This is a genomic window from Corallococcus sp. bb12-1, assembly GCF_026626765.1.
Taxonomy (GTDB): Bacteria; Myxococcota; Myxococcia; order Myxococcales; family Myxococcaceae; genus Corallococcus; species Corallococcus terminator.
Genome location: NZ_JAPNJZ010000004.1, coordinates 13,774 through 40,000, shown reverse-complemented (window position 1 = coordinate 40,000; position 26,227 = coordinate 13,774). Strand labels below are relative to the sequence as shown.

Sequence of the window (26,227 nt, the reverse complement as noted above, 5' to 3'; positions counted from 1 at the left end):
GCGCCCGGGAAGCGGCCCGCCATGCCGATGATGGCCACCGGCTCCGAAGCCCCCGTCCCACCGGCCGCCTGCTGACGCTTCGCCTGCCGCGCCTCCACCTGCTGCTTGAGCGAGGGCCGCGACGAATCCCCGGAGAGCACCGCCGCGAGCTGCGCCACCGTGGGCGACTGGAAGAGCTGGACGATGGGGATCTCCAGCCCGTGCTCCTGCCGCAGCCGCGCCACGCACTGGAGCGCGAGCAGCGAGTTGCCGCCCAACTCGAAGAAGCTGTCGTGGATGCCCACCCGGTCGATGCGCAAGAGCTGCGCCCACGACTCCGAAATCGTCCGCTCCAGCGTCGAGCGGGGCGCCACGTAGGCCTGCTGCAACTCCGGCCGCGTGGGCAGCGGGGCGGGCAGGGCGCGCCGATCGATCTTCCCACTGGGCGTCCGGGGCAGTGCCTCCAGCACGACGAACGAGGAGGGCACCATGTAGTCCGGCACCCGCGTCCCCAGGTGACGCCGCAGCGTCCCGGCCGCGTGCTCCAGCGTGCCGTCCGGGACGACGTACGCGACAAGCCGCTTGTCGCCGGGCACGTCCTCGCGCGCCACCACCGCCACCTGCTTCACCGCCGGGTGGCTGCCGAGCGCGACTTCAATCTCACCCAGCTCGATGCGGTAGCCGCGCACCTTCACCTGGCCGTCGATGCGGCCCAGGAACTCCACGTTGCCATCGGGCAGCACGCGCGCCAGGTCGCCGGTGCGGTACGCGCGCTCGCCCGTGCCGGGGCGCAGCGGGTGCGCCACGAAGCGCTCCGCCGTCAGCGCCTCGCGGTGCAGGTAGCCACGCGCCAGGCACACGCCGGCGAGGAACAGCTCGCCGGACTCCCCGGGCGGCACGGGCCGCTTCTGCTCGTCCAGGACCACCAGCTCACAGCCGTCGATGGCCTTTCCGATGGGCGGCAGCGCGGGCCATGCATCCGGGGAGCCCCGGAGGACGTAACTGGAGACGACATGCGTCTCCGACGGGCCATAGTGGTTGTGCAGCGCGCAACCCGGCAGCGCGGCGAAGAAGGCGCGCAGGTGGTGCGTCACCTGGAGCTGCTCGCCCGCGGTCACCACCTCGCGCAGGGACGCCGGCACCTTCTGGTGCGAGATGGCGATCTCCGAGATGCTTTGCAGCGCGATGAAGGGCAGGAACAGCCGCTCCACGCGCTCGTCCGCCAGCAGCTTCAGGAGCAGCACGGCGTCCAGCCGCCGCTCGTCCCGCACCAGCACCAGCGTTCCGCCCGAGCACCACGTGCCGAACAGCTCCTGGAACGACACGTCGAACGACAGGGGCGAGAACTGCAACGTGCGCGTGCCCGGGCCGGCGATCGACTGGCCCAGTTGCCACGTGATGAGGCTGCCAAGAGGCCCGTGCCCCATCGCCACGCCCTTGGGCGTGCCCGTGGAGCCGGAGGTGTAGATGGCGTACGCCAGCCCCTCCAGGCTCGAAGCGTCCACCGGGGAGGCCGGGGCCTCCGGGGCGAAGAGGGCGGGGGATTCATCCAGGCACAGCACTGGCCCGGCGAAGGCCGGCAGCCCCGCACGCAGCTTCGCCTGGGTCAGCAGCACCGGCGCCTTGGCGTCCTCCAACATGAATGACAGACGCGGAGCGGGATAGGCGGGATCGAGCGGAAGGTACGCGCCGCCGGCCTTGAGCACGGCCAGCACCGCCACGACCATCTCCACCGAGCGCTCCAGGCACACGCCGACGAGCACGTCCGTCTTCACGCCCAGGCCCTGGAGGTGGTGGGCCAGTTGGTTGGAGCGGCGATCCAGGGCCCCGTACGTCAGCCCTACGCCCTCGAAGCGGACCGCCTCGGCTTCGGGGGTGCGCGCTGCTTGCGCCGTGAAGCGCCCCACCACTGTCTGCCTGACCGCTTCATCCACGGACATATCCCCCAGGGCCATCCCGACTTTCTGTTTCTGAGCGTTCGAAGTGTAGAGGATGGGAAAGACAGGCCAAGCCGGTCCCCAAGCATGCCATGTCTGTACAGGATTCAACGGCCCCGGACCGATTCCTTGCGGGCAGGCGAGCCCTGGACCGCTCCGGCGCCGTTTCCCGGCGTACGTATTCAGAGAAAGCGCGAAAAGAACCCGAGCACGCGGCGGGGGTACTCCTCGGGAGAAGCCAGGAGGTAGTCCCCGTGGCCCGTGCCCGGCACCCGCCACTTCTCCCAGGGGCCACGGCCCTGACCCAGCAGGTTGTCCAGGGCGGCGTCGGGCACCCAGGGATCCTCGGTGCCGGCCACCAGCAGGACGGGGCGGTCGGTCAGCGCGGCCATGTCCCGGGCGGGTTGCACGGCGTTCACGTCCACGCCCGCGCGCTTCATCACCGTCAGCGCCGGCCACAGGCCCAGGGGGCCCCAGTGCCCCAGTTCGTCCTGGAGCGCCTGCGCGGGGGCGACGGCCGCGGCCTCCACCACCACGGCCTTGAGGCGCGGGTCACCCGCCGCCGCCTTCAGCACCGAATAGCCCCCCAGGGAGAACCCGAGCGCGCCGATGCGCCGGGCATCCACCTCCGGCTGGCGGCTGGCGAAATCCACCGCCGCCATCACCTGGCCCGCCTCGCGGTCGCCGTAGGTGGACACCGTCCCAGCGCTCTCTCCGTGGGCTCCCAGGTCGAAGAGCACCAGCCCGTACCCGGCCTGGGCGAGGAAGCGGGCCTCGGGCAGCAGTTGCGTGCGGTTGCCCGACAGGCCGTGGACCAGGATGACGAGCGCCCCATTCCGGGGCGGCAGGTACCAGCCCTTGAGCAGGAGCCCGTCGCGGTCCTGGAACGACACGTCGCGCAGGCCGGCGAAGACCCCTTTCGCCGGGGGCCGCTCCACCGGTTGGCGGGGCGGGTACACCTCCGACGCGATGTAGCGTGCGCTGCGCACCGCGACCCAGGCCGCGAGCGCCAGCAGGGCCACGCCGCCCAGCACCAGCCCGGTGACGAGCACGCGCTTCATGCCGCGCCCCGGGCCTCGTGTTCCATCCAGGCGTCCAGCTTCGCCTCCAGCACGTCCAGGGGCAGCGAGCCGGTCAGCAGCACCTGATCATGGAACGCCTTCACGTCGAAGCGCGAGCCCAGCGTGGCCTCCGCCTTCGTGCGCAGGGCGCTGATCCGCAGCTGGCCGACCTTGTACGCCAGCGCCTGTCCCGGCCAGGCGATGTAGCGGTCCACCTCGTTGGTGACGTCCAGCTCCTGGCGCGGGGCGTTCTCCATGAAGAAGTCCAGGGCCTGTCGCCGCGTCCACTGCTTCGCGTGCAGGCCGGTGTCCACCACCAGCCGCACCGCGCGCCACATCTCGAAGGCGAGCTGGCCGAACTTGTCGTGCGGGTCGTCGTACAGGCCCAGTTCGTCGCCCAGGGACTCGCAGTACAGCGCCCAGCCCTCGTCGAAGGCGACGTAGGACGTGAAGCGGCGGAACTCCGGCAGCTGCGTCTGTTCGGAGGCCAGGGATATCTGGAAGTGGTGGCCGGGCACGGCCTCGTGCAGCGTCAGGGGCACCATCTCCCAGATGGGGCGGGTCTCCGGCCGGTAGAGGTTCACCTGGAAGGTGCCCGGGCGCGAGCCGTCCGCGGCGGCGGGGAAGTAGAAGCCCGTCGTCACGTCCGGGGCCATGGCCTCCGGCACGGGTTCGACGACGTAGGGCTTCTTCGGCATCGTCCGGAACAGCCGCTCCAGCAGCGGATCAATGCGCCTGGCCAGGGCCTGGTAGCGCGCGAGCAGCGCTTCGCCCGTGGGCTCGTAGAAGCGCGTCTGCGTGCGCAGCGCTTCGAAGAACTCCTGGAGCGTGCCGGTGAAGCCCGTGCGCGCCATCACCTGGAGCATCTGCGCGCGCAGCCGCTGGACCTCTTCCAGGCCCACCGCGTGGATCTCCTCGGGGGACAGGCGCGTCGTCGTGTGGCGGCGCGCGAGGACCGAGTACAGCGCTTCACCATCCGGGAACTGCCACACACCCACGGTCTCCGGGGCGGCGGGCAGGTACTCCGTCAGGAGGAAGTCCCGGGTGCGCCGGAGCGCGGGCACCACCGTGTTCAGGATGGCGTCGCGGCCCGCCTGCGCCAACCGTCGCGCGTCCGCCTCCGGCACGTCCTTCGGGATGCGGGTGAAGGGGCCATAGAAGCCGCTCTGGGTGGGGTCGGAGACGAGCTGCCGCTCCAACTGCGGCGGGATGCGCTGGAGCACGATGCGCGGGTGGATGCGGTGCTGGCGCAGGCCCTCGCGCATCAGGGCCACCACCTGATCCGCGTAGGCGCCGAAGCGCTCCAGCCGCTTCACCCAGTCCTCGTAGTCCCGCACCGTCTCGAAGCGCAGCGTGTCCGCCAACTGGTACGCCGTCTGGAGCCCCGGCGGCTGCTTGAGCCCCTCCGGCAGGCCGCCCATCTGGTTGAGGGGCAGCAGGTGCCACTTCACCCCGTACTCCTCCAGCCACGTCTCGTGCATCCGGCGGAAGAGGTCCAGGTGCAGCCGGTCCGCGTCGTCGTCCAGGGCGTCGCGGTCCACGCGGGCGAGCTTCGCCAGCACGTCGTGGCTGTGCCGGTGGTCCGCCTCCAGCCCCGCGAGGCTCAGGTCATCCCACCGGTCATTCCACCGGCGGTCCCCCAACAGCGAGGCATAGGTGGGGTACTGCTGGAGCGAGTACTGCCACTCCGTGTCCAGCAGGGCGTGCAGCGCGGCGGAGGCGCCGCCGCGCTGGGAGGTGGATTCGGGAGGCATGGACGGACTCCGGAAGGGGAGCGCTGCGACGGACCACGACTACACGAACATCGACGGATCGAACTCGTCCACGTTGACCGGCAGGATGCGCGGCAGGGGACGCTGGAACACCTTGGCGTTGAGCTCCAGGTCGACGATCTTCAGGCCGGCCGGCACCAGCTCGCGGAAGCGCTGGCTTACGTACTCGCGAAGGCCCAGCACGGCCACCTGGCGCTTCTCCTCCAGGAGCGGCTTGAGTGCCTCCGCGAAGTCCGCGCCGTCGTGGCTGGCGAGTCCCACCGCCGCGCCGGGGCGCTGGGTGCGGATGTTCTCCAGGAGCTTGAGGATGCCCAGGTCCACGACCTTCTGATCCGGCCGCCCGTGCAGCAGCGCGACCTCGCAGCCCGCGGACTTCAGCGCGCGCACGAAGCCGATCATCGCGTCCGGCAGTTGCTCCCCGCGCGCGTTGAGCACCACCACGCATCGCACCGGCTTGGGAAAATATGTTTCACAGAAGCCGATGAGCCGGTCGAACTGCACCCGATCCTGAGGCTCGGGTTTGCGGCCCACGATGTTGGAGACGGCCCAGTCGACGTTCTCGGCGTCGATGAGCACGTAGGAGGCAGCGGCGGGACGTACGGGTTGCATGGCGGTGACAATACGCGCCCCGCTGGCGATTGGGAGGCTTCTTCAGCGCGCGCGGATCCGCTGGAACTCGGCAAGCAACAGTTCCGACACCCTCCGCACCCTCGGAATGTCCAAGGCGGACTTCGCGCACACCAGGTGGGTCTGGCTCCGGGCGAAGGGCCCCAGGTCCAGCTCCAGCGGCACGAGGTTCGTCGGGCGTTGGAAGCGGTGCGCCATGCGTCCCAGCACCATGGCGCCCAGCCCGGCCTCCGCCGCCGCGACCAACAACAGGTAGTTGTCGGCGGTGAACGCCGGGGTGAAGCCGGGGATGAGCGACTCCAGTTGGGGGTTGGGCGGCACCGTGTCGAACGGGGGCGCCCAGGCCACCCAGGGCAATTGTTGGAGCGTCACCTTCTTCGGCAGCCGCGCCTTGAGGGCCCGGGAGACGAAGACGCCGTTGGGGAGTTCCAGCGTGTCCACCAGCTTGAGGTCCGGGCTGGTGGGCGGCCGGCTGCGCAGCGCGAGATCCGCCTCGCCGCGCGCCAGGTCCAGGTACTGCACCTGTGACTGCACCTCCAGCCGCAGGCCCGGGTGCTTCTGGGCGACGAACGCGGCGAAGGGGGCCAGGAAGTCGAAGCCCAGATAGGGTGTACTCGTCACTCGCACGAGCCCCCGGGGCGAGCTGTCCGAGGACTCCACCGCGCGTTGCAGCTCGCCGGCCCACTCCGCCATCTTCTTCGCGGGTGGCACCAGCCTTTCGCCCGCCGCCGTCAGCGCCGCGCCGTCCACGCTCCGGCGGAACAGCGCAGCGCCCACCGCGTACTCCAGCGCGGCCAGCCGGCGGCTCACCGTGGGCTGTCCGATGCGCAGCCGTCGCGCGGCGCCACTGAAGCTGCCGGTCTCCGCGATGGCGAGGAACAGCCGGGCGTCATCCCAGGGGATATCCATGAATGGATGGCATCATGCCCATTTCATGGATTCCCATCCATGGGCGCATCCCCCATGGTGCGGTCCGCATTGAACGGCCGGGTCCGTCCCGGAAGGAGTCTCCGCCATGAAGTCCACGCTGCTCGCGCTCTGCCTCGCGGTGGTCGGCACCGGTTGCGCCACGTCGTCCCACGACTTCCAGAAGTCCGCGCTCGGACTGACAAAGCCCGCGTCCGCGCTGCTCGCGGAACTGGACGCGCCGGGGCCGGTGGAACTGGAGACCGTCACATCCTGCGACTGGGCGGTGGAGCGCGGCGGTCTCATCAACCTGGACCACCCCTCGGCGAAGGCGGCGCAGTTGAAGGATGACGACGTGCCCGTCCAGGTCTTCTTCCACGCGCTGCGGCACCCGACGCAGGGGTTGTTCATCGTGGACACCGGCGTGGAGACGGCGCTGCGGGATGCACCGGACCGGTCCGCGATGCGCGGCATCGTGGCGAGCCAGATGCACATGGAGAAGATGAAGGTGCTCATGCCGCTGGGCGAGTGGCTGGCGAAGCAGCCGAAGCCGGTGGCGGGTGTCTTCCTCACGCACCTGCACCCGGACCACATCACCGGCATGGCGGACGTCCCGGCGGGGACGCCCGTCTTCACCGGCCCGGGAGAGGCTTCCAAGCGCACCTTCGTGAACCTGTTCGTGCAGGGCGCCGTCAACCGCGCGCTGGAGGGCAAGCCGGCGTTGTCGGAGTGGAACTACACCGCGGAGCCCCAGGGCCTCTTCGAGGGCGCGGTGGACATCTTCGGGGACGGATCCGTGTGGGCGCTCTGGGTGCCCGGGCACACGCCGGGGAGCACCGCGTACCTGGTGCGCTCCACGAAGGGGCCGGTGCTGCTCCTGGGGGATGCCAGCCACACGCGCTGGGGCTGGGAGCACGACGTGGAGCCGGGCACCTTCACCCAGGACGGGCCGCGCGGCGTGGAGAGTTTCAAGAAGCTGCGCGCGTTCGTCGCGGCGCACCCCGGAGTGGAGGTGCGCTTCGGCCACCAGCACTGAGCTTCAGTGCGAAACGCCCGCGCCGCCGCCTCGGAATGCGCGGCGGTAGGCCAGGGGGCTGGTGGTGACGATGCGCTGGAAGTGTTCACGGAAGGCGGTCGCGGAGCCGAAGCCCACCTTCTCCGCGACGGCTTCCACGGATTGGCTGGTGGTCTCCAGCAGGTGCTGGGCGCGGCGCACGCGGGCCCGGAGCAGCCACTGGAGGGGCGTGGTGCCGGTCTGTTCCCGGAAGCGGCGGCTCAGGGTGCGCTCGCTCATCGCGGCCTTGCGCGCGAGGGAGGGCAGGGTGAGGGGCTTGTGGAGGTGGTCCTCCATCCACCGCAGCAGGGGTTGCAGGGACGCGCCCTCCGGGGTGGGAGGCGCGTGGGTGATGAACTGGGATTGGCCGCCGTCGCGCTCCAGGGGCATCACGGAGTGCCGAGCCGCGTCCGCCGCCACCGCGGAGCCGTAGTCGCGCCGCACCAGGTGCAGGCACAGGTCGAGTCCCGCGGCGGCCCCCGCGGAGGTCAGGAACTGACCGTTGTCGACATAGAGGACGTTCGGATCCACCTGGATGTCCGGATGGCGCCGGGCCATCTCGTCCGTGGCCAGCCAGTGGGTCGTCGCGCGGAGTCCATCGAGCAGGCCCGTCGCGGCGAGCAGGAAGGCCCCCGAACAGATGGATGCGATGCGAGTGCCCCGGGCCGCCGCCGCGCGGACCGCGCTCACCAGCCGGGGTGGCACGGGCGCGGAGATGTCCGAGATGCCGGGCAGGATGACGGTGTCCGCTCGGGCCAGCTCCGCCAATCCGTAGCGGGTCTTCATCTGGAAGGGGCCCGCGTTGACTTCGGGCGTCACCCCGCAGACGCGGACCTGGTAGCCGGCGGCTCCTCCAGGGAGGCGGACGCAGCCGAACACCCCGCACGGTGTCGAGAGATCGAACGACACCACTCCATCCAGCGCGACGATGGCGACGACGTGCATGGCGGGAAGATGCCAGCCCGCCGGGTTCCCGCCAAGGGGAGGCCCTTGGCGGGAACCCGTTGAAGATTGGCGTTTCCGCCACTCACGGCGCTGGATGGGCGCGTGCCATACGGGGCCTAGTGGCGATGGACGTCATCGGGTCCCCGAGGCTGTTGGTGCTGCTCTACCGCTTCCTGCTCCTGCTCAAGTTCACTGGCGTGGTGCTCTACGGAGGAGGGCTCGTCGGGGCGTTGGTCGCCACGAGCTCCATCGACCGCAAGCGCGCGGTGCATGCCATCGCGTCGCCGGGGTTGTTGGTGACGTGGACGGCGGGCTACTTCCTCACGCTCCAGCTCAACCTGTCGCTGACGGAGCCGTGGATATTGGGCGGGCTGTCGTTGTCGTTCGTGTCACAGCTCGCGCTGGTGGCCATGGCGACGCGCGAGCGCCGCACGGTGGCGGGTGCGTTGATGGCCGCCGTTCCGTTCTTCTTCGTGCTGGTGCTGATGATCTTCCGGCCGCGCTGGCCCGGGGTGGACACATGAATGCGCTGCGGCAGTTGCGGCTCATCGCCTTCCTGGAGGGGATGTCCTTCCTGGGGTTGCTCTTCGTGGCGATGCCAGTGAAGTACCTGCTCGGACAGCCGCTGGCTGTGCGCATCGCCGGCAGCGTGCACGGGCTGCTGTTCCTGCTCTTCGTGTCCTCGCTGTTCCGCGCGGCCTCGGAGCACGGGTGGCCCGCGCGCCGCTCGCTCGCGGCGTTCGGCGCGTCGCTGGTCCCGTTCGGAAACTTCGTGCTGGACCGCGCGCTCAAGCGTGAGGAGGACAGGTCGCCGAGGTGAGTGACATCAGTCCTGCTTGAGCCCCAGGCTCATCACGACCTGGCCTTTTCTGGCCTTCTGGACGGCGTGAAGCCAGTCGGCCCAGGCCGCCGGATCCGCGGGCTCACCATTGTCCAGCAGGGACATGCTGCCCAGAAAGCCGCCCAGGTCCTCCGATGCGGTCTGCTGATAGAGCATGCTCATGTATTCGTACATCGCCGCGTAAGCCACTTTGAGCGTGAGCGTGTCTTCCATGATGACCTCAAGGTCTGGCCGGAGCGGACAGCCCCATCTGGGAGTTGTAGTCGCGTGCTACCTGATTCAACCCGCCGTTGATGATCTCTCTGCCCCGCACCTGCACCCAGAGTTGAGTCCCATCCGGATTGAGGCGTGCGAACCAGCTGTTGCCGAATCTGTCTGCTCCAAGTCGAGCTGATTCATCCTCGGCCAATTCTTGCAGCCATCGTCGATGGGTAGGTGTGTCCTGAAGATGCCCGGGTGCATCTCGGAAGATGTGCTTGGTCCGTCCCGTCGGGATGACGATGGCCTGCTTCGGTGCGGAGTCACCACCGTGGCCATGGGCCGTCATCGCTACCACCCCCGGTGCGAGTGCAATGGTGAGCGTCTCGGTGCTCATTGCTACCGACCCGACGCCACTGACAGCCGCGAGCCGAGTTCCCGTCTGTGCCTCTGCCTGCACCGCAGCCCGGGTAGCGCCGGGGAGCAAGGGGACCTTGGTCGCCAACCCCGCAGACGTGTTGCCAATCGCCGCCGTGGCCAGCATGACGAATGCGCGTGCTGCATTCCGGCCCATGACCTTGCCGTATCGTTCTCCCGCTTCGCGGAGTTCGTTGAACGTCGTGGCCCGGTCTGCTGCCTCTACCAGTCGATTGAAGCCCACGATGAGGCTCTTGAAGGTGTCGACTCCCACGTAGGCGATGAGGGTGAGCGTCATCACCGCAGCAATCCCCTTGGTGAACGGTTCGGGCACCGCAAGCAGGATCATGTAAGTGGTCCAGGTCCATAGGACGGTTGCCAACATGGCCTGGGGATCGGCCATGTCCTTGAATGCGCCCATCATCTCCTCCAGCACGACGCCCTGGGCCATCGCCATGGCAAGGGCGTAGCGCCCATCACCCGTGACAGTAGGGCCCTCCACCAGCAAGCGAAGACAATCACCGGGCCTGGCGGTGCGCTCGCACCAACGTAGGTAGGCGCGCGTCAACTCCACATGCGTACCGGGTGGCTCTCCTTCCAGGTGTTCCCCCGGGCCCAGAGGCGTGATGCGGCGAAGATGGGGTTCAAGGATGTAATCGCCGCTGCGTTGCTCAACCTCTAGCATCTGTCGCGCCGCTTCCTGCGGCCGGGTGGATGTCCGCACGGTCCGGCCCAATGCGGTCAGGGCCGCCACGAAGTCATCCTTGTCCAGCTCCACCGGCATGGCCCTGGAGCGGGGCGTGAAAACGATGGGTGCGCCATGCCCCGTGTCCAGGTGCACCGCTCGCGTGGCGCTGCAGCCGGCAAGGAGGAGCAGGAGAAGGGCCATCAACCATCGTGAGGACATATGGGTCCTTTTGCTGATTGCTGGCTATTCAAGGCGGAACGCGCCTGCGGAGATGACCAGCAGCTCCACACCCGACGCCGCCTTCGCTCCAAATGGATCGAGCCGGGTGTTGCCCTGGAGCCGCAACGCCGCGTCGTAGGTGGAGAATGCGTTGACGATGGCATCGGAAAGGACCGTGCTGTTGGCCTCGCCGGCCTGTAACGCGATGACACTCAACGCCGAGTCCAGCGTGACGAGCGCCCCGGCGCTGGCATTTACCGCGTCCTGGAACGTGAGCTGCGTGTCGGCGGTCACTCCGAGATGCGTGCCCACCACTGACGTCCGGCCGTTGAAGGTGAGCTGCGCGGAGTAGTTCGCCCAGACCTGACTGGCGACGCTGGCGGAAGGGGCACCGGCCAGCCCGGTGCGAAGCGCGGTGGCGGCGGTGTCCGCCTGGGCCTTCGCCGCATCGGTGGCGTTGGCTGCCTCAAGGAGGGCCCGCACCGAGGCCTCGGTGGCGCGACCCTCCAGCGCGGCGGCCGACCGCACCGATGCGTCGGCGATGCCGGAGCCCGCTGGCGCCTTCGCCTTCACCGAGAATCGGAACGCCACACTGGCTTCGCGCTCCGCCTGCTGTTCCTGCTGCGCGTTCGCTTCCTTCGTGGCTTCCCGTACCGCCGCGAAGAACGCGTCGTACGCCTCCGTGGAGGATTCCCCGCCCGCATCCAGCGCGGCGTCGAGCTTCGCGGCCGCGTCCAGCGACACGTTGAAGAGATACACCTGTGTCACGAGGGCTCCCGCCCTGGCGTAAGCCTTGAGCCGCGTGTCCTGCGCCGCGCGCATCGCCGCCGCGAGCGCCTTCACGGAACCCGCCTTCACTTCGTCGCCCGGCTCGCCGCGCACCGCCGCCGCCTGCTCCGCGTTGATCCGCGTGCGCAGGTCCACCGTGTCCACGCTCGCAGGCGAGGTGCCGTCCTTCACCATCCGCACGAACACCTCCGCCTCCAGCGAGGACTCCGTGTTGATGGGAGGCGCGGTGCGCGTGTCCTCTCCGGTCGCTGGCTGCGTGGAGTCCAACAGCGCCGAAGCCACCGTGACGCCCTTGGAGTCCACCGCCTCAATGACCATCCGGTCGTACGTCGCGTCCAGTTCCAGGGTGTACCCGCCGCCAGACTCCACGTCGGCTTCGGCCAACTGCTTCAACGCACCGTCCGTGCCCACGAGGCTTGCGCGGACCTTCCGCGTGGCGGTCACCGTCCCGTCGCCGCCCAGCGCGGGCTTGCCGTCGGTGAGCCCCTGGGCCTGCTGGCCTCCACCCTGGGTGACGTGGCCCCGGACCTTCACGTCGCCGCCACCACAGCCGGCCAGCAGCCAACATCCCGCCACACCCAGAATCCATCGAGCCGTGAGACGCATCCGCATGTGTGGACAACCCCTGGCCGGACGGGTTCGCCACGGCGCGCGCAGGACTCTAACAAGGCGCGGACACCCGGCCTCAACCGCACGAAGACACGTCACTCCTTCCGCTTCGCCGCCACTCCCACGGCAGGCGCCGTGCCCTTCCTCGCCCGCCCGCGTGCCGGTGGGGACGTCCGCGTCTCCGTCTCGTGGAAGGCCTCCGACACGAAGTCGACGAAGACGCGCACGCGCGGCGACAGGTGCCTGCGCTCTGGATAGACGATGTAGACGTCGGGCCCGGGCGTGTGCACGGTCGTGAGCAGTGCCTGGAGCCGCCCCTCGGCCAGGGCCTGCTCCGCGACGAACTCCGGGATGCGCGCGATGCCCACGCCCTCCAACGCCACCGCCAGCAGCGCTTCGTTGTTGTCGGACGCGAAGGGACCGGGCACGTCCACCGCGACTCCATCCAGGCGCCAGGGAACGCGCTGTCCGTCCCGCAGATAGGCCAGACACGCATGGCGCTGGAGGTCCGCCACCTTCCGGGGCGTGCCGCGTCGGCGCAGGTACGCGGGCGACGCGCAGATGACCGCGCGCGACTCCCCCAGCCGCTTGCGGATCAACCTCGCGTCCGCGCTCTCGCCCATGCGCAGTCCCACGTCCATCCGCTCCTCCACCAGATCGATGAACCGGTCCGTGAGCCCCAGCTCGCACTCGACCTGCGGATACGCGGCCAGGAACGCGGGCAGCCGGGGCACCAGCCAGTGGCGGCCCAGGTCGATGGGCGCGGTGATGCGCAGCGGCCCCCGGGGGCCTTTCGACTCGCGCAGTTCGCCCTGCGCCGCTTCCAACTCCGCCACGATGCGCTGACCGCGCTCGAAGAGGGACAGTCCCTCCGGGGTCGGCTGGAGCGTCCGCGTGCCCCGTTGCAGGAGCAACACCCCCAGACGGCCCTCCAGCCGGGCCACCGTCTTGCTGATCGCGGACGGGGACACGCCGAGCGCGCGCGCCGCCGCGCTGAAGCTGCCGGTCTCGAGCGTACGCACGAACGCGCCCAGCCCTGCGAGCGGCTCCTGGAGGAGGGTCATTCGCGAACTCTAGGAACAGGACATGTGCCCGACAAGCCACTACCCGTCCAGCGGGGAACAATGCAGGTTGTGATTCCTCTCACAGGAGCAGGTCATGAAAGTCTTCGTGCTGGGCGCGACGGGTTACATCGGTGGGTCGGTGGCGGTGCGATTGATGGCTGCGGGACACCAGGTCGTGGGCACCGCCCGGACGCAGGACAAGGCCCGGGAGCTGGAGGCGCGAGGCATCCAGGCCACGGTCGCCTCGTTCGACGACGTGGACGTGCTGACGCGGCTGGCGAAGGAAGCGGATGCCGTCATCAACGCGGCGTCCGCGGACGACCGCAAGACCGTGGAGGTGCTGCTCGCCGCGCTCAAGGGCTCCCACAAGCACTTCATCCACACCAGCGGCTCCAGCATCGTCGCCACCGACACCGGCGGCACGCTGACGACGCAGGTGCATGACGAGGACATGCCCATCGACCCCGTCCCGGAGAAGGTGGCCCGCATCGCGCTGGACACGCTCGTGCTGGACGCGAAGAAGGACGGCATCCACACCAACGTCATCTGCCCGTGCCTCATCTATGGCAAGGGCCTGGGCCTCAACCCGGACAGCGTCCAGTTGCCCCCGCTCATCAAGTACGCGCGACAGACGGGCACCGCGCGCTACATCGGGAAGGGCGAGAACGTCTGGTCCAACGTGCACATCGAGGACCTGACGGACCTGTACCTGAGGGTGCTGGAGCGAGCGCCGGCCGGAACGTTCTATTTCGCGGAGAACGGCGAGGCGAACTTCCGCGACGTGGTGACGGCCATTGGCAAGCGCTACGACCTGCCCGTCGGCAGCATGCCGGTGTCGGAGGCGGAGAAGCTCTGGGGCGTGGAGCTGGGCCGTCTGGCGCTCGCGTCCAACAGCCGCATCCATGCGAAGCGGGCCCGCGAGCTGGGCTGGAAGCCGCACCGGCCCTCGGTGTTCGACGTCATCGCGGAAGCGAAGTAGCCGCCCACGCGCAACCATCGCGGCCGGGCAGGGTTGTGGAGGGCATGACCCGACGACCCCTGCTCCTGGCCTCGCTGCTGTTCACCACCCCCGTCTTCGCCTTTGGCGAGGACCTCTGCTACGCGGCGAACGGCACCGCCCCGCTCAACTGTCAGCCTCTGCCCGCCGGCTGCGCGCCTGGAGACGCCTCCACGGCCTGCAAGTCGGCCGCGCTGTCGGCCGTGGCGGACGCGAAGGGCCAGTCCAACGGGGGACGCAGCCTCGTCCACGTGGACGCGACCTACGTCCTGGCGCAGGCCGTGGGCTTCAACTCCATCAGCGCGTATTGGATTGCCGCCTACGACGAAGCGACGGACCTGGGGACGTTCGCGCCGCGCACGCTCACGGGCGCTCCCGCGACGGACGCGACGGCCCACACCACGAAGTCCATCAGCGGCGTCACCCGGGGCGACTTTGACCATGGGGGCGTGCTCTTCCACTTCGTCACCCCGCGCAACGGCGGCGCCGCGTACCCCGACCCTTCCGTGGACGGCCTGCACCCGGACGCCACCGACACCGATGAGGTGCTGCTCGCCAATCTCCGCGCCTGGGCGCTCCAGGGGCAGGGAGCGGGGCGCGGCTGCACCGGAGGCCTGACGGTGCCGGCGTCCGGTGGCAACTACGCGCTGGGCCCCCTGTGCTACCAGTGGAACAGCCAGCCCGGCGTCGTCAGCGGCAGCGTCGCGGCGGTGGGCCCCTTCGCGGTGCCGTTCAGCGCCCCCACGGGTCCCCAGGTCATCGACGTGGGCACCGGCGTGCTGTCCACCGGCTTCGACGCGTACATCGGAACGTACGCCGCCGAAGCCCGGGCGGGCATCTACCTGCACACGCTGGCGGACCGCATCTCGCACCACGTCTGCACGGACGCGTCCACGAGCACGGGCCCCGTGGGCCTGCCGCGCACCTTCACCATCGACATGTCCAACGCCGAGTGCGTCCAGACGCTGCACGTGCTCCGCCATGTCTGGGAGACGGGCACCGACTTCTCCGCGCTTCCGGCGCGTGAGCGCACCACGGAGGCCGCGCTGGACGAGGTGTTCGACGCGCTCCTGGAGCTGGCCACCGCGCGCGGGCTGGCCTCCGGTCCTACCGCCCAGACGCAGACCTTGAAGACCCAGCTCGTCGCGGAGCTGTCCGCCGCGCTGGAGACCTACGACGCCCAGGACCGCGCGCTCGCGGTGCGCGACGTGGGGTGCGACCGGGGCTACGCCGTGCTGCCGGGCATGCCCGCCTGCGTGCCCTGAAGCAGGAAGGCCGCGAGCCGAAGGGGCCCGCGGCCTTCCCTGGCCTCACGGACCTCAGTCCGGAAGCATGAAGCTCAGCTTGTGCCGCTGCGCCAGCGCCGGGAAGCTCCGCGCGATGGCGTCCTGCACGTAGCCCGCGAGGTTGGGGAACACGTAGTCCCGGTCCTCGGCCGTGTTCAGGCCCAGCCACGCGGCGAGCGTGTAGCCGTACTGCTCCACCGTTACGGTGGGAATCCAGCGGCCCTTGTCGTCCGTGGAGCCGTCGAGCGAGCCGCTCAGGTCCAGGGACGGGAAGGCGCCATAGAGCTTGTTGCCCGCCACGCGGTTGCCCATCACCAGCGCGTGCCCGCCCCAGGCGTGGTCGGTGCCCCGCTCCACGTTCTCCTGCAACGTGCGGCTGAAGTCGCTCATGGTGAAGAGCGTGGACTGCGGCGCGTTCGCTCCGAAGGCCGGGTCGGTCTCCAGCAGGTTCATGGCCTGCTGGAAAGCGTCCAGCGCGAAGTCGAGCTGCGCGAGCAGCTCCGGCTGATCGACATCCTGGTTCTGGTGCGTGTCGAAGCTGCCGAAGCCCACGGAGAACACCTGGCGCTTCAGGCCCAACCCGCCGGTGGCGGCGGGAATGGCCCCCGCGACCAGGTCGCGCACCACCTGGTAGAGCTGGGTGTGCAGCGTCCAGCGGTCCTTGCCGACGGGCGTCGCGAACAGGGTTTCAATCGTCGCGCGAGTCCCCGCGGCGATCCGCGTCCACGCGGCGTCACGAGCGGCCGCTCTCGCGGTGGCGAACGTCTGGGCGGTGCCGAAGACGCCCGCGTAGGAGCCCTCCAGCGCCACGCTGTCCTGCACGGCCATCACGTCCTGGAGCGCCTGCTGCTGGAGCGCGTCGAAGGGCGCGTCCCCCACGGTGCGGAACGCGAGCGTGCCGTCGGCGGCGACCATCAGCGGCTTGCGCTCGGCGCCGACGGTGAAGCGCGGCTTGCCACCGAAGGACGTCACCTCCGGGTAGTCCGGCGGGGTGCTGCTGTTGAGGATGTGCAGCTTGTCCGCCGCGCGCCCGCTCCAGCCCGTCACCTTGATGTCGGTCGTCACCGTGCTGGTGGTCGGGTTCGCCAGCGCGCTGGCCCAGGCGTCCTGCTGGTCGCTGTGGGAGAAGAGGTTCTCCGGCAGGTTCAGGCTGGCCGTGTAGTCCGCCTTGGTCAGGGGCTTCACGAGCGGGCCCACGTTGCACACGAAGGCCGCGCGGCCCGCGTTGAAGTGGTCGCGCACCTTGGTCAGCGACGGGTGCAGGCCGTAGGCATTGGTCTGCGTCTGTCCCGTCGGGTTGATGATGAGCAGGTCGCCCAGCGGGATGCCCACGTTGGGCCGGGCCGCCAGGTAGTTCGCGTTCTGGGTGCCCAGGCGCGGCACGAGGACGTTGTTGCTGTCATTGCCGCCCAGCAGGAAGACACAGACGGCGACACGGGAGCCGGCGTAGCCACTGAGCGTGGCGGCGTGGGCGTTGCCCATCCAGCGGGGCATGGCGGCGGCGGCGGCGAGGAAGCCCAGGCTGCTGGTGGCCCCTCGGAGGAACTGGCGTCGGGTGGTCGTCATGAAGTCACCGCTGGACCTGGAAGGAGGGGGAGAGCGAGGTGAGGTAGAGGGCGAGCTTCTTCCTGCGCAGCACCGTGCCCGCGTTCGGATCCGCGAGCGCGCTCAACAGCCGCGTCCTCAAGGCCGGGTCCATGGTGCCGTGCAGCCAGTACTGGCCCAGCCAGTCCACGAGCGCGGTGGCGTCCGATGGCACCAGGTTGTAGTCCACCGTGATGCCCGAATTGACCGCCATGTTCGAGTAGAGGAACTCGTGGACGAAGTTGGCGCGCGCGGTGACGGTCGCCGTGTCGAGGATGGCGAACTCGGGGCCGAGCAGGCCGTCGGTGCCGGGAGCCGGCGCGTTGGGCGGGTAGTAGCTGAAGACAGACGGCGAGCGCGTCACCCACTGGCCCAGGCTCTTGCTCCAGGTGCTCAGCCGGTTGCCCGGGTCCTTGTTCAGCTCCAACGTGGGCTCCAGCCAGCGCACCGTGTTGGTGATGAACAGCGCGGGGGAGCGCAGGTGGCCGAAGCCGGGCCGCAGCGTCTGGGGCGGCTGGGCGCCGCGCGCCTCGGTGTCCTCCAGGATGGCGCGCACCACCTCCTTCAGGTTGCCGCGGTCGCCTTCCTTCGCGAACACGGTGGCCACGCGCTTGACGTAGGCCGGCGTCGGGTTGCTGGTGACCAGGTGCTGGATGAGCTGCTTGCTGATGAAGGGCGGGACGTTGGGGTCGTTGAAGACGTTGTCCAGCGCCTCCGTCAGGTGCACCTGCGGGGTCGCGTTCGCCGTGGTGGAGAAGTTGCGCAAGAGCTGCTGCGAGCCTTTGTCGTGGTTCGCGTCGCACGCCATCATCGGCTGCGTGTAGTCCGGCGTGGTGATGGTGCCGCCCTTGGCGGGGCACGCGGCGGCCTTGTAGGTCCACCCCGACAGCGTGCTGGCGAAGGCCTGCACCTGGGCCTCCGTGTACGCGGGCTTGGGCTGTCCGGTGACGGCGTCGTACTGCACCGTGCCGTTCATGTTCAGCTTGTGCAGGCCCAGCGTGAAGAGCTGGAGCATCTCCCGCGCGTAGTTCTCATTCGGATCAATGGGATTGCCGGCCCCGTTGAACGCGCGGTTGTTGACCATGTCCAGGTAGCGGCCCATGGCGGGGCTCTTCGTCACCGCCTCCATCAGGTCGCGGAAGTTCCCGAACGCGTGCGACGACAGCAGGTTCATGTACCCGGCCATCGCCGTCTTCGGATCCGAGTACGCCGTCCGGGTCGACTCCGGGATGCCCAACTGGGAGGCGACCATGATCTGGCTGAGCGCGAACGCCACGCGCAGCCGCAGCTGATCCTCCCCGGCGACCGCGCGCAGGAAGAACTGAGAGCCCAGGTCCGGGGCGGTGTCCGCCCCGCTGAACTGCGCGGCGGGCTGGAGCGCGAACTGTTCGGTGAGGGAGGTAGGAATGCCCACCGCCATCACATGCTCCACGGTGCCCACGGGCGGGGTAGTCGCGGTGCGCGCCAGGCGCGGGCCGAACGACGACTGCTCCAGGAAGCGGATGCTGTTCGCCTCGCTGGGGGTTTCGTTCGAATCCACGGCCTGCTGGGCTTCACCCAGGACCTGTTCGGCGGGGGGAGACTGTTCGGGGGGGCCATCCGCCCCTGTGCAGGATACGGCGCACAGGGCGAAGGCCAGGGCGGTGCGACGAAACATCCGATACCTCCTGGAACCACGGGAAACGACCCCGGGAACGTCGGGGCCGCGACGTCGCAGCGGATTCTAGGAGGTTGATAAATTCAGTTAAAGCGGTTTTTTCTGGTAGTGCCGGAACCATAGGACTCCGGAGGTTTCCGGCCGCCCTGGGAGGTTTGCTGAGAAGAAGCCTCCCTCAACGGGAGCGCCGGGCCGGTTTCGCGGGAGGAGGCGCCGGCCGAACCAGGGTGGTGACCAGGGTCTGTCCCAGCACCTCCGCGGGCGCGCCCTGGAAGCCGGAGCAGGTGAGCTTGAGGCTCACGATGCCGTGCAGCCCCGCCCAGAACACCTCCGCGAGCCGCGCGGGAAGGGTGCCCTCCGGGGTGCGGCCGGCGGCCTCCAGGTCCTCGAACACGCGCACCAGCACGGCGAAGGACTGGGGCCCCGCGCCTTCTTTCGCGTCCTGGAACAGGGCCTCGGACAGCCGGGCGTCCTCCATGAAGATGAGGCGGTAGGTCTCCGGCTGCTTCAGGCCGAACCCGAGGTAGGCCTCCGTCAGGCGTGACAGTCGCTCCACCGGCTCCACCACGCGCGCCGCGGGCTCCAGCGCCGCGAACAGCTCCTGGAAGCCGCGCACGCACAGCTCCCTCGCGATGGCGTCCCGGTTCTCGAAGTGCAGGTAGAGCGTCGCGGGCGCGTACTCCACCGCCTCCGCGAGCTTGCGCATGGACAGGGCGTCGAAGCCCTCCTTCATCACCATGTCGCGCGCCACCTGGAGGATGTGTTCGCGCAGCTCCGCCCTCTGCCGTTCCTTCCGTTCCGTGATGCCCATGTTTTCAGGGTAGGACTTGACGGAGCGAACAGCCAGCAATAAATGAACGGTGTTTACGGAACGATGTTCAGGATTCTGATGGACGTTCATTTCCGGGGAGAGCGACATGGCAAACGACACGGTGGCGTTGTTCGGTGCATCGGGTGTCATTGGGCAGGGTGTGGCGCGCGCGCTCCAGGCGCAGGGCCGGAGCTACCGGGTGGTCGGGCGCTCGGTGCAGGGCCTGCGGCGGGAATACGGGGCGGATCCGAAGGCGGAGATCGTCGCCTGGAACCCGGAGGATCCGGCGTCCATCCGCGCGGCGGCGCGCGGCGTGCGGACGCTCATCTACATGGTGGGGGTGAACTACTGGCAGTTCCACCTGCACCCGGTGCTGATGCGCCGCACGCTGGACGCGGCCATCGCGGAAGGGGTGGAGCGGGTGGTGCTCATCGGCACGGTGTATCCCTACGGCCTGCCGCGCACCGAACGCGTGACGGAAGCGCACCCGCGCGAGCCGAACTCGTACAAGGGGCGCATGCGCAAGGAGCAGGAGGACCTGCTGCTCGCGGCCGACGCGGCGGGCTCCATCAAAGGCACCATCCTGCGGCTGCCCGACTTCTACGGGCCGGGCACGGAGCGCAGCTTCCTGTACCGGGCCTTCATCGGCGCCCTGAAGGGCAAGCGCGCTGGGCTCGTGGGCCCGCTGGATGCGCCGCACGAGTTCGTCTTCGTGAAGGACGTGGGCCCCATCGTCACCGCGCTGATGGAGGAGCCGCGCGCGTACGGACACTTCTGGAACCTGGCGGGCGCGGGCGTCACCACGCAGCGGAAGATGGTGCAGGACATCTACGCGCAGGCGGGCGGCCCCGCGAAGATGATGACGATGGGCAAGGGGATGGTGCGGTTCGCGGGCCTGTTCGACCCCTTCATGCGGGAGCTGGTGGAGATGTATTACCTGCTTACGAACCCCGTGCTGATGGACGACTCCGCGCTCCGGGCGCTCCTGCGCACCGTGTACAAGACGCCCTACGCCGAAGGCATCCGCCAGACGCTGGTGGAGATGCGCGAGCAGCAGGCGAAGGCGCATCCGGCGGCCGTCCCCGCGACGACGTGACGGCCGTCATCGCGCGGGGCCCGCGGAGGCGTCAGGCCGGGTGGGCTGCCGGGGGCCGAGGGGCGCCCAGGCCCCGCTCCCTCCGGTGGGCGTTCTCCCGGCGCTGCCGGTGGCCCGCGAGCAGGTCGCTGCGGGTGAGGATGCCCACGAGGTGGCCGGGCCGGTCGCGGGCCATCACCGGCAGGCGGCCCACGCCTTCGTCCATCATCAGGTCCGCCGCCTCGCGCAGGGAGCTGTCGTCGAAGACCACCGCGGGAGGGCGTTTCACCAGGTCCTTCATCCGCCGGACGCCCGCGTCCTGACCGTCCAGCAGATCCCTGCGCGTCAGGACACCCAGGAGCACGCCCTCGGCGGAGACGACGGGAAAGCCCTGGTGGCGCGAGCCCGCGGCGTCGGACGCGAGCCATGCGCGCACGGCCTCCACGGGCTGCTCCGCCTGGAGCGTCACCACGGGCCTCAGGCCATGGTCGCGCACGAGCGCCTGTCCCAGGGCATCCGCGCCCAGCTCCGTGGGGATGCGGCCTCCGCGCCGGGCCAGCTTCTCCGTCATGATGGAGTGCCGCATGAGCAGCGCGGACACGAGATAGGACACCGAGCAGCCGGCCAGCAGTGGCAGCAGGCCCAGCGGCTGTCGCGTGGTTTCAAAGGCAAACACCACCGAGGTCAGCAGCGCGCGAGAGGCCCCCGCGAAGAGGGCGGCCATGCCCACCAGCGCCGCCACGCGCACGTCCACGCCCAGGGCGGGGAACAGGTGCGCGGCGAGCAGGCCCAGGCCGGAGCCCAGACCTCCGCCGAGCGTGAACAGGGGCGCCAGCGTTCCGCCGGACGTCCCGCTTCCCAGCGCCACGGACCAGGAGATGAACTTCAACGCGCAGAAGGCAATCATGGCCATGCCCACGAAGCGGCCCGACAGGATGTCCTCGATGTTGGTGTAGCCCACGCCCAGCGTGCGCGGGGACAGCCACCCCACCACCCCCACGACGACGCCGCCCAGCGCGGGCCACCACATCCAGTGCAGGGGGAGCTTCTCGAACGCATCCTCCAGCCAGTACACCGCCCGCGTGCACGCCACGGACGCCATGCCCATGACGACACCCATCACCCCGTAGAAGGCGAGCGCGCTTCCAGAAGGCGTCACGAGGTCCGGGATGGCGAAGGCCGGCGCGCCCCCCATGAAGGCGATCCGCACGCCGGTGGCGGTGGCGGTGGCCAGCGCCACGGGGATGACGGAGCGGGGCTTGAACTCGAAGAGCAGCAACTCCACGGCGAGCAGGACCGCGGACACCGGCGCGCCGAAGGTGGCGGCCATGCCCGCGGCGGCTCCTGCGGCGAGCAACGCCTTGCGCTCGTCGGCCGTCACATGGAGGCCCTGGCCCAGCAGCGACCCCAGCGCGCCCCCGGTGGCGATGATGGGGCCTTCCGCGCCGAACGGGCCGCCCGTGCCGATGGCGATCGCCGCCGACAGCGGCTTGAGCAGGGTCATCCGGGGCGGGATGCGGCTCTGGTTGTACAGCACCTGCTCCATGGCCTCGGGGATACCGTGGCCGCGGATGGCCCGTGAGCCATGGCGCGCCATCAGGCCCACGACGATCGCGCCCAGCACGGGAACGATGATGACCCAGGCGCCCAGCGTGTTGTCCCCGGGAGACGCCGGCTGCACGGAAAGCCGGCCGAAGAAGGCGAGGTTCGTGAAGAAGTGGATCAGCGAACCCAGCCCCTGGGCCACGAGCGCCGCCACGACCGCGAGCACCACCGCCATGGCGCTGATGAACACCGCGCGGCGGTCCACCGATTCGTGAAGGTGGGGCGCCCGCAGGTTCGCGAGCGCGGGGCCCATGGACGGGGCCACCGGGAGCTGGGCTCGTGCCTCGGGCCCTTCTCCCACCGCTTCCTCGATGCGTTCCACGTCAGGCTTCTTCATCGGTGTGCTCCCGCGACTTGCGTTTGTTGGAAGGGCGCGCGGCTTCGTCCTCGAAGAAGAGCGTGGGCACGTCTCCCTCCAGCCCCAGCTCTCGCACCCAGGCCTCCAGGCCCCGCACCAGGCCGGTGCGCACACGGGGCTCCAGCTTGCGCAAGCCGGAGATGAGGCGGGCCTGGGCCATGGGCGGCGCCTTCTTCACCAGGGCCCGGCCCGCGGGCTCCAGCGACACCTCCACCCGGCGGCCGTCCTCGGGGGAACGGCTGCGGCGCACCAGGCCCTGCTCGATGAGCTTCGCCACGACGACGGACACGCTGCTCTGATGCGTGAGCGTGCGCTCCGCCAGGGCGTTGATGGAGCAGGGCCCGGCCTCCGCCAGTTCCTGGAGGATGAAGAGCTGGGCACCGCTGATGCCCACCAGCCGTTCGGAGGCGCGCGCGGAGACCCTCAACACGCGCACCAGCCGGCGCACGCCCTCCATGGCCGAGCGAACCTCACCGGCGACCGCTGACGGTGGCGCGGGTCGATTTGAATGGGAGCCCATATATCTCCCCAAGCTACGGGCCCCGGTGCGTGGGCACAAGCAAAAGCGCGGAGCAGGCCCGACGGCCGGGGGACCGGGCTCCTGTCGGGACGCGGGCCCGGACCCGCGGTGGGGACGCGGAACCCTGGCGGTGTGGGAGGCGCGGCGTTACGGTCCGCGCCCAGGGAGGGGCAGCGACATGCGAATCGTGGTCATCGGGGCATCACAGGGAACGGGTGCGCTCGCGGTCCGGACTGCGTTGGACCGGGGGCATGACGTGACGGCCTTCGCGCGCAGTCCGCAGAAGCTGGTGCTGGAGCACCCGAAGCTGACGCGGATGAAGGGAGACTTCCACCAGCGCGCCTCCGTGGAGGAGGCCGTGCAAGGACAGGATGCGGTCATCATCACCGCGTCCGCGACGCAGCTGAAGGCGTTCAAGGAGAACCCGAACTACTTCAGCCAGGGCACCGGCCTCGTCATCGACGCGATGAAGGCGCACGGCGTGCGCAAGCTGTCGGTGCTGAGCGCGCTGGGGACGGGGGACAGCCGTCAGCTCGGCAACTTCCTGGTGCGCACCCTGGTGGTGGGGTTCATCCTGAAGCTGCCCTTCGAGGACCACGACCGGCAGGAGCAGCTCGTGCGCGGCAGCGGGCTCGACTGGGTCATCGCGAGGCCGGGCCGGCTCACCGACGGGCCCGCGCGCAATCAGTACGTGACGAAGACCGCCATCGAGAAGGTGCCCTTCTCCATCTCCCGGGCGGACGTGGCGGACTTCCTCGTGAAGGCCGTGGAGGTCGACACCTGGGTGAAGCACTCGGTCCAACTGGGCGGCTGAGTGGACTGAAACGCCGCGAGGCCCGGCCGTGGAGCCCGGACCTCGCGAGCGGATGCCGCGACTCAGCTCTCCGTGGGGGTGTCCGGATGCTCCTCGCTGCAGACCTGCGCGGAGTCCTCCGCCTGGAGAGCCTCATCGGAGGTCACCGAGGCCGTGGGCTCGGAGGGCGTGACGGCGCCCAGGCACAGGCCCGGATCCCAGGCCCCACACGTGCTCCAGCGGTTGCGGATGCCACACGGCGTGTCGCACGACTCCGACCAGCAGATGTCATCACACTGCGGCGGCAGGGCAAAGGCAGCCGTGGGCGCGAGGGACAGGACAGCCGAGACCGTCAGCAGGGACTTCATCAGCGTGCGCATGCGTGCTCCTTTTGAGGGGAACTGCGCGGCCAGTCTGGGCGCTTTCGACGTCTGTTGAAAGGTTGGACAGTCATTGCCGAACTTTCCGGCGTGACGGTGCAACGCCTTGCGTCGGAGCGGCGCCGGGGTCGGGCTGTCCTGGCTGGTTGAGCAGCCAGTCGATGAACGCGCGCGCGGCCGGGCGGGGCCGCCGGTGCGACGGAGTCACGACGAAGTAGCTGAAGCGCGTGGGCACAGTGGGCCCGGGGAGTCGGACGAGCCGTCCGTCCGCGAAGTAGGGCGTGACAATCTTGTCGCGGGCGAGCGCCGCGCCCAGGCCCTGCACCGCGGCCATCAGCGCGCCGGTGCTGTCGCTGAAGCTGTAGCGCTCGTTGAACCGGGGGGCTCGCACGCCCGCGGCCCGGAACCAGTCCTGCCAGCCCTGACGCGACAGGTCGGCCACCAGGGGCAGCTTCGCGATGTCCGCCGCGTCGCGCACCTGCTCGAAGCCGTCCAGCTTCGCGGAGGCCACGGGAAACAGCGCGTCCTCCATCAGGGGCTGCGCGCTCAGCCCCGGCCAGTGCCCCTGCCCATAGCGGATGCCCACGTCCGGGCCGCCCTCGTCGAAGCGTGTCAGCGAATGCTCCGTGTCGACGTGGAGGCGGACGCGCGGGTGCATGGCGGCGAACCGGGGCAGGCGCGGCAGCAGCCACGCGTACGCCAGCGAGTGCAGGGTGGTGATGCGCACCACGTCGTCGTCCGCACGCGAGCGGTGCAAGGCGCCCAGGACGCTGTCCATGTCCGCCATCGCGTTGCTGGCGGCATCCGCGAGCTGCCGGCCCTCGGCGGTCAGCGACACGCCGCGCGCATGCCGCTGGAACAGCACGATGCCCAGCCGTCCCTCCAGCTTGCGCACGTGGTGGCTGACCGCGCTGGCGGTCAGGTGCAGCTCCTCCGCCGCATGGGCGAAGTTCTGGTGGCGGGCGGCGGACTCGAAGGCCGCCAGGGCGGGAAGCAGATCCGTGCGCAGGGTCATGGTGGAGCCTCAAATCTCGCTCGTGGCTGACCCGGAAAGTATGCGCTTGTGGAAGGAGGGGGGACGGCGTGAATAAAGGCCCAGGCAGAAGCCAGGTTCATTCCTCCCGTCAGGGGACCCGCCATGAGCGTTTCCGGTCTCACCCATCCACACCCCGTTTCACCCTCGCTCACCCGGGCGTGGCTCACCCCGCTCGAACTGGGAGGGCTGGCCGCCGTCTGGGGCGCCTCCTTCATGTTCATGCGCATCGCGGCCCCGGCCTTCGGTCCGCTGCCGCTGGTGGAGCTGCGGCTCGCGCTGGGCGCCCTGGTGTTGATGCCGTTCCTGTGGCGGGCGCGTTCGTCCTTCGGGCCCGGCCTGTGGCCGAAGCTGGCGCTGGTGGGCGTGCTCAACTCGGCCATCCCCTTCGCGCTGTTCGCCTGGGCCGCGCGGCGTGCGCCCGCTGGCGTCGGCGCCATCACCAACAGCATGGCGGTGCTGTTCACCGCGCTGGTGGCGTTCCTCTTCTATGGGGAGCGCATCGGCGTGAAGCGGGCGGTGGCGCTCCTCACGGGCTTCGTCGGCGTGGTGGTGCTGGCCAGCGGCAAGGCGGCGGGGGAGAGCATCGCCTGGGCGGCGGCGGCGGGGACCCTGGCGGCATTCCTGTATGGCATTGGCGCGAACATGGTGCGGCGCCAGCTCACCGGCCTGCCCGCCGCCGCGGTCGCGGCTGCCACACTGAGCTGCTCCGCGCTGCTGATGCTGCCCTTCGCCGTCGCCACGTGGCCGGCCGAGCCCATCGGAGCGCGGCCGTGGCTGGCGGCGGCGTCCCTGGGCATTGTCTGCACGGGCTTCGCATATGCCGTGTACTACCGCCTCATCCAGCGCATCGGCGCGGCGCGCGCCGTCTCCGTCACCTATCTGGTGCCGTTGTTCGCGGTGGCCTGGGCCTGGCTGCTGTTGGATGAGCCGCTGACGCCTTCCATGCTCATCGCGGGCACGCTCATCCTGGGCAGCGTGGCGCTGGGCCAGCCGCCCGCGGCACGGAAGGCGACGTGAGG

At 69.9% G+C, this 26,227-nt stretch carries 25 protein-coding genes; 8 read left to right on the top strand and 17 right to left on the bottom strand.

Features of this window, described 5'->3' with window-relative positions:
- The 5 genes from OV208_RS09360 to OV208_RS09340 form a co-directional block, all read right to left on the bottom strand.
- Positions 1–1,934: amino acid adenylation domain-containing protein (locus OV208_RS09360; RefSeq protein WP_267573486.1), on the bottom strand; the 1,934-nt coding region annotated here is incomplete at its 3' end.
- Between the two features lie 164 nt (positions 1,935–2,098).
- Positions 2,099–2,977, bottom strand: a complete 879-nt coding sequence (locus tag OV208_RS09355; RefSeq protein ID WP_267573485.1) for an alpha/beta hydrolase — start codon at positions 2,975–2,977, stop codon at positions 2,099–2,101.
- Positions 2,974–4,731 carry a DUF885 domain-containing protein gene (locus OV208_RS09350; RefSeq protein ID WP_267573484.1) on the bottom strand — a complete coding sequence of 586 codons (1,758 nt, stop codon included), beginning with the start codon at positions 4,729–4,731 and terminating at the stop codon, positions 2,974–2,976. Before OV208_RS09350 ends, OV208_RS09355 begins: the two co-directional genes overlap by 4 nt.
- 39 nt (positions 4,732–4,770) lie before the next feature.
- Positions 4,771–5,358: an NYN domain-containing protein gene (locus tag OV208_RS09345; RefSeq protein ID WP_267573483.1), complete on the bottom strand. Its 588-nt coding sequence runs from the start codon at positions 5,356–5,358 to the stop codon at positions 4,771–4,773.
- A gap of 42 nt (positions 5,359–5,400) precedes the next feature.
- The gene (locus OV208_RS09340) at positions 5,401–6,285 is read right to left on the bottom strand and encodes a LysR family transcriptional regulator (protein ID WP_267573482.1); all 885 of its coding nucleotides are present in this window, start codon (positions 6,283–6,285) and stop codon (positions 5,401–5,403) included.
- A 106-nt stretch (positions 6,286–6,391) separates the two neighbouring features.
- Here OV208_RS09340 and OV208_RS09335 point away from each other — a divergent pair, with 106 nt between their 5' ends.
- Entirely contained in the window at positions 6,392–7,318 is a 927-nt protein-coding gene (locus OV208_RS09335) for an MBL fold metallo-hydrolase (RefSeq protein ID WP_267573481.1), read from the top strand.
- Between the two features lie 3 nt (positions 7,319–7,321).
- On the opposite strand, the gene OV208_RS09330 is transcribed toward OV208_RS09335, so the two are convergent.
- Positions 7,322–8,281, bottom strand: a complete 960-nt coding sequence (locus OV208_RS09330; RefSeq protein WP_267573480.1) for a GlxA family transcriptional regulator — start codon at positions 8,279–8,281, stop codon at positions 7,322–7,324.
- Between the two features lie 125 nt (positions 8,282–8,406).
- On the opposite strand from OV208_RS09330, the gene OV208_RS09325 reads away from it, so the two are divergent.
- Together OV208_RS09325 and OV208_RS09320 are read left to right on the top strand one after the other, a co-directional pair.
- Complete coding sequence (locus OV208_RS09325) at positions 8,407–8,805, top strand: hypothetical protein (RefSeq protein WP_267573479.1); 399 nt, start codon at positions 8,407–8,409, stop codon at positions 8,803–8,805.
- Positions 8,802–9,101, top strand: coding sequence for a DUF3817 domain-containing protein (locus tag OV208_RS09320; protein WP_267573478.1), 300 nt, complete (start codon positions 8,802–8,804; stop codon positions 9,099–9,101). Before OV208_RS09325 ends, OV208_RS09320 begins: the two co-directional genes overlap by 4 nt.
- 6 nt (positions 9,102–9,107) lie before the next feature.
- Here OV208_RS09320 and OV208_RS09315 read toward each other — a convergent pair whose 3' ends face one another.
- The 4 genes from OV208_RS09315 to OV208_RS09300 form a co-directional block, all read right to left on the bottom strand.
- A complete protein-coding gene (locus OV208_RS09315) occupies positions 9,108–9,335 on the bottom strand; it encodes a hypothetical protein (RefSeq protein ID WP_267573477.1) in 228 nt (75 codons plus the stop codon).
- Positions 9,336–9,342: 7 nt separating this feature from the next.
- Positions 9,343–10,626, bottom strand: a complete 1,284-nt coding sequence (locus OV208_RS09310; RefSeq protein WP_267573476.1) for a hypothetical protein — start codon at positions 10,624–10,626, stop codon at positions 9,343–9,345.
- Positions 10,627–10,668: 42 nt separating this feature from the next.
- Positions 10,669–12,009, bottom strand: a complete 1,341-nt coding sequence (locus tag OV208_RS09305) for a hypothetical protein (RefSeq protein WP_267573475.1) — start codon at positions 12,007–12,009, stop codon at positions 10,669–10,671.
- Positions 12,010–12,137: 128 nt separating this feature from the next.
- On the bottom strand, positions 12,138–13,106 hold the full coding sequence (locus tag OV208_RS09300; RefSeq protein ID WP_267573474.1) for a LysR family transcriptional regulator: 969 nt from the start codon (positions 13,104–13,106) through the stop codon (positions 12,138–12,140).
- Between the two features lie 94 nt (positions 13,107–13,200).
- On the opposite strand from OV208_RS09300, the gene OV208_RS09295 reads away from it, so the two are divergent.
- Positions 13,201–14,085, top strand: a complete 885-nt coding sequence (locus OV208_RS09295; protein ID WP_267573473.1) for an NAD-dependent epimerase/dehydratase family protein — start codon at positions 13,201–13,203, stop codon at positions 14,083–14,085.
- 44 nt (positions 14,086–14,129) lie between these two features.
- Positions 14,130–15,368, top strand: a complete 1,239-nt coding sequence (locus tag OV208_RS09290) for a hypothetical protein (protein ID WP_267573472.1) — start codon at positions 14,130–14,132, stop codon at positions 15,366–15,368.
- Positions 15,369–15,422: 54 nt separating this feature from the next.
- On the opposite strand, the gene OV208_RS09285 is transcribed toward OV208_RS09290, so the two are convergent.
- The 3 genes from OV208_RS09285 to OV208_RS09275 all read right to left on the bottom strand — a co-directional run bounded on the left by OV208_RS09285 (position 15,423) and on the right by OV208_RS09275 (position 19,441).
- Positions 15,423–16,955: a DUF1501 domain-containing protein gene (locus tag OV208_RS09285; RefSeq protein WP_267573471.1), complete on the bottom strand. Its 1,533-nt coding sequence runs from the start codon at positions 16,953–16,955 to the stop codon at positions 15,423–15,425.
- Positions 16,956–16,959: 4 nt separating this feature from the next.
- Positions 16,960–18,630: a DUF1800 domain-containing protein gene (locus OV208_RS09280; protein ID WP_267573470.1), complete on the bottom strand. Its 1,671-nt coding sequence runs from the start codon at positions 18,628–18,630 to the stop codon at positions 16,960–16,962.
- Positions 18,631–18,805: 175 nt separating this feature from the next.
- Positions 18,806–19,441 (bottom strand): TetR/AcrR family transcriptional regulator, encoded by a 636-nt coding sequence (locus OV208_RS09275; protein WP_267573469.1) that lies wholly within the window; start codon positions 19,439–19,441, stop codon positions 18,806–18,808.
- Positions 19,442–19,547: 106 nt separating this feature from the next.
- Here OV208_RS09275 and OV208_RS09270 point away from each other — a divergent pair, with 106 nt between their 5' ends.
- Positions 19,548–20,537 carry an NAD-dependent epimerase/dehydratase family protein gene (locus tag OV208_RS09270; protein WP_267573468.1) on the top strand — a complete coding sequence of 330 codons (990 nt, stop codon included), beginning with the start codon at positions 19,548–19,550 and terminating at the stop codon, positions 20,535–20,537.
- Positions 20,538–20,568: 31 nt separating this feature from the next.
- On the opposite strand, the gene OV208_RS09265 is transcribed toward OV208_RS09270, so the two are convergent.
- Entirely contained in the window at positions 20,569–22,458 is a 1,890-nt protein-coding gene (locus OV208_RS09265; protein WP_267573467.1) for a chloride channel protein, read from the bottom strand.
- The gene (locus OV208_RS09260) at positions 22,445–22,936 is read right to left on the bottom strand and encodes a MarR family winged helix-turn-helix transcriptional regulator (RefSeq protein ID WP_267573466.1); all 492 of its coding nucleotides are present in this window, start codon (positions 22,934–22,936) and stop codon (positions 22,445–22,447) included. Before OV208_RS09260 ends, OV208_RS09265 begins: the two co-directional genes overlap by 14 nt.
- Before the next feature lie 241 nt (positions 22,937–23,177).
- Between OV208_RS09260 and OV208_RS09255 the strand changes: the two genes are divergently transcribed.
- On the top strand, positions 23,178–23,813 hold the full coding sequence (locus OV208_RS09255) for an NAD(P)-dependent oxidoreductase (protein ID WP_267573465.1): 636 nt from the start codon (positions 23,178–23,180) through the stop codon (positions 23,811–23,813).
- 62 nt (positions 23,814–23,875) lie between these two features.
- On the opposite strand, the gene OV208_RS09250 is transcribed toward OV208_RS09255, so the two are convergent.
- Entirely contained in the window at positions 23,876–24,172 is a 297-nt protein-coding gene (locus tag OV208_RS09250) for a hypothetical protein (protein ID WP_267573464.1), read from the bottom strand.
- A gap of 70 nt (positions 24,173–24,242) precedes the next feature.
- On the bottom strand, positions 24,243–25,187 hold the full coding sequence (locus OV208_RS09245; RefSeq protein ID WP_267573463.1) for a LysR substrate-binding domain-containing protein: 945 nt from the start codon (positions 25,185–25,187) through the stop codon (positions 24,243–24,245).
- 123 nt (positions 25,188–25,310) lie between these two features.
- On the opposite strand from OV208_RS09245, the gene OV208_RS09240 reads away from it, so the two are divergent.
- Positions 25,311–26,225: a DMT family transporter gene (locus OV208_RS09240; RefSeq protein WP_267573462.1), complete on the top strand. Its 915-nt coding sequence runs from the start codon at positions 25,311–25,313 to the stop codon at positions 26,223–26,225.
- Positions 26,226–26,227: the final 2 nt, after the last annotated feature.

Coding starts and splice junctions, on each gene's coding strand:
- OV208_RS09320 (WP_267573478.1), top strand. CDS start 8,802: ATGAATGCGCTGCGGCAGTTGCGGCTCATCGCCTTCCTGGAGGGGATG.
- OV208_RS09290 (WP_267573472.1), top strand. CDS start 14,130: ATGACCCGACGACCCCTGCTCCTGGCCTCGCTGCTGTTCACCACCCCC.
- OV208_RS09325 (WP_267573479.1), top strand. CDS start 8,407: ATGGACGTCATCGGGTCCCCGAGGCTGTTGGTGCTGCTCTACCGCTTC.
- OV208_RS09275 (WP_267573469.1), bottom strand. CDS start 19,441: ATGGGCATCACGGAACGGAAGGAACGGCAGAGGGCGGAGCTGCGCGAA.
- OV208_RS09265 (WP_267573467.1), bottom strand. CDS start 22,458: ATGAAGAAGCCTGACGTGGAACGCATCGAGGAAGCGGTGGGAGAAGGG.
- OV208_RS09340 (WP_267573482.1), bottom strand. CDS start 6,285: ATGGATATCCCCTGGGATGACGCCCGGCTGTTCCTCGCCATCGCGGAG.
- OV208_RS09270 (WP_267573468.1), top strand. CDS start 19,548: ATGGCAAACGACACGGTGGCGTTGTTCGGTGCATCGGGTGTCATTGGG.
- OV208_RS09260 (WP_267573466.1), bottom strand. CDS start 22,936: ATGGAGGGCGTGCGCCGGCTGGTGCGCGTGTTGAGGGTCTCCGCGCGC.
- OV208_RS09300 (WP_267573474.1), bottom strand. CDS start 13,106: ATGACCCTCCTCCAGGAGCCGCTCGCAGGGCTGGGCGCGTTCGTGCGT.
- OV208_RS09315 (WP_267573477.1), bottom strand. CDS start 9,335: ATGGAAGACACGCTCACGCTCAAAGTGGCTTACGCGGCGATGTACGAA.
- OV208_RS09245 (WP_267573463.1), bottom strand. CDS start 25,187: ATGACCCTGCGCACGGATCTGCTTCCCGCCCTGGCGGCCTTCGAGTCC.
- OV208_RS09250 (WP_267573464.1), bottom strand. CDS start 24,172: ATGCGCACGCTGATGAAGTCCCTGCTGACGGTCTCGGCTGTCCTGTCC.
- OV208_RS09310 (WP_267573476.1), bottom strand. CDS start 10,626: ATGGCCCTTCTCCTGCTCCTCCTTGCCGGCTGCAGCGCCACGCGAGCG.
- OV208_RS09285 (WP_267573471.1), bottom strand. CDS start 16,955: ATGACGACCACCCGACGCCAGTTCCTCCGAGGGGCCACCAGCAGCCTG.
- OV208_RS09255 (WP_267573465.1), top strand. CDS start 23,178: ATGCGAATCGTGGTCATCGGGGCATCACAGGGAACGGGTGCGCTCGCG.
- OV208_RS09240 (WP_267573462.1), top strand. CDS start 25,311: ATGAGCGTTTCCGGTCTCACCCATCCACACCCCGTTTCACCCTCGCTC.
- OV208_RS09355 (WP_267573485.1), bottom strand. CDS start 2,977: ATGAAGCGCGTGCTCGTCACCGGGCTGGTGCTGGGCGGCGTGGCCCTG.
- OV208_RS09350 (WP_267573484.1), bottom strand. CDS start 4,731: ATGCCTCCCGAATCCACCTCCCAGCGCGGCGGCGCCTCCGCCGCGCTG.
- OV208_RS09280 (WP_267573470.1), bottom strand. CDS start 18,630: ATGTTTCGTCGCACCGCCCTGGCCTTCGCCCTGTGCGCCGTATCCTGC.
- OV208_RS09335 (WP_267573481.1), top strand. CDS start 6,392: ATGAAGTCCACGCTGCTCGCGCTCTGCCTCGCGGTGGTCGGCACCGGT.
- OV208_RS09295 (WP_267573473.1), top strand. CDS start 13,201: ATGAAAGTCTTCGTGCTGGGCGCGACGGGTTACATCGGTGGGTCGGTG.
- OV208_RS09345 (WP_267573483.1), bottom strand. CDS start 5,358: ATGCAACCCGTACGTCCCGCCGCTGCCTCCTACGTGCTCATCGACGCC.
- OV208_RS09330 (WP_267573480.1), bottom strand. CDS start 8,281: ATGCACGTCGTCGCCATCGTCGCGCTGGATGGAGTGGTGTCGTTCGAT.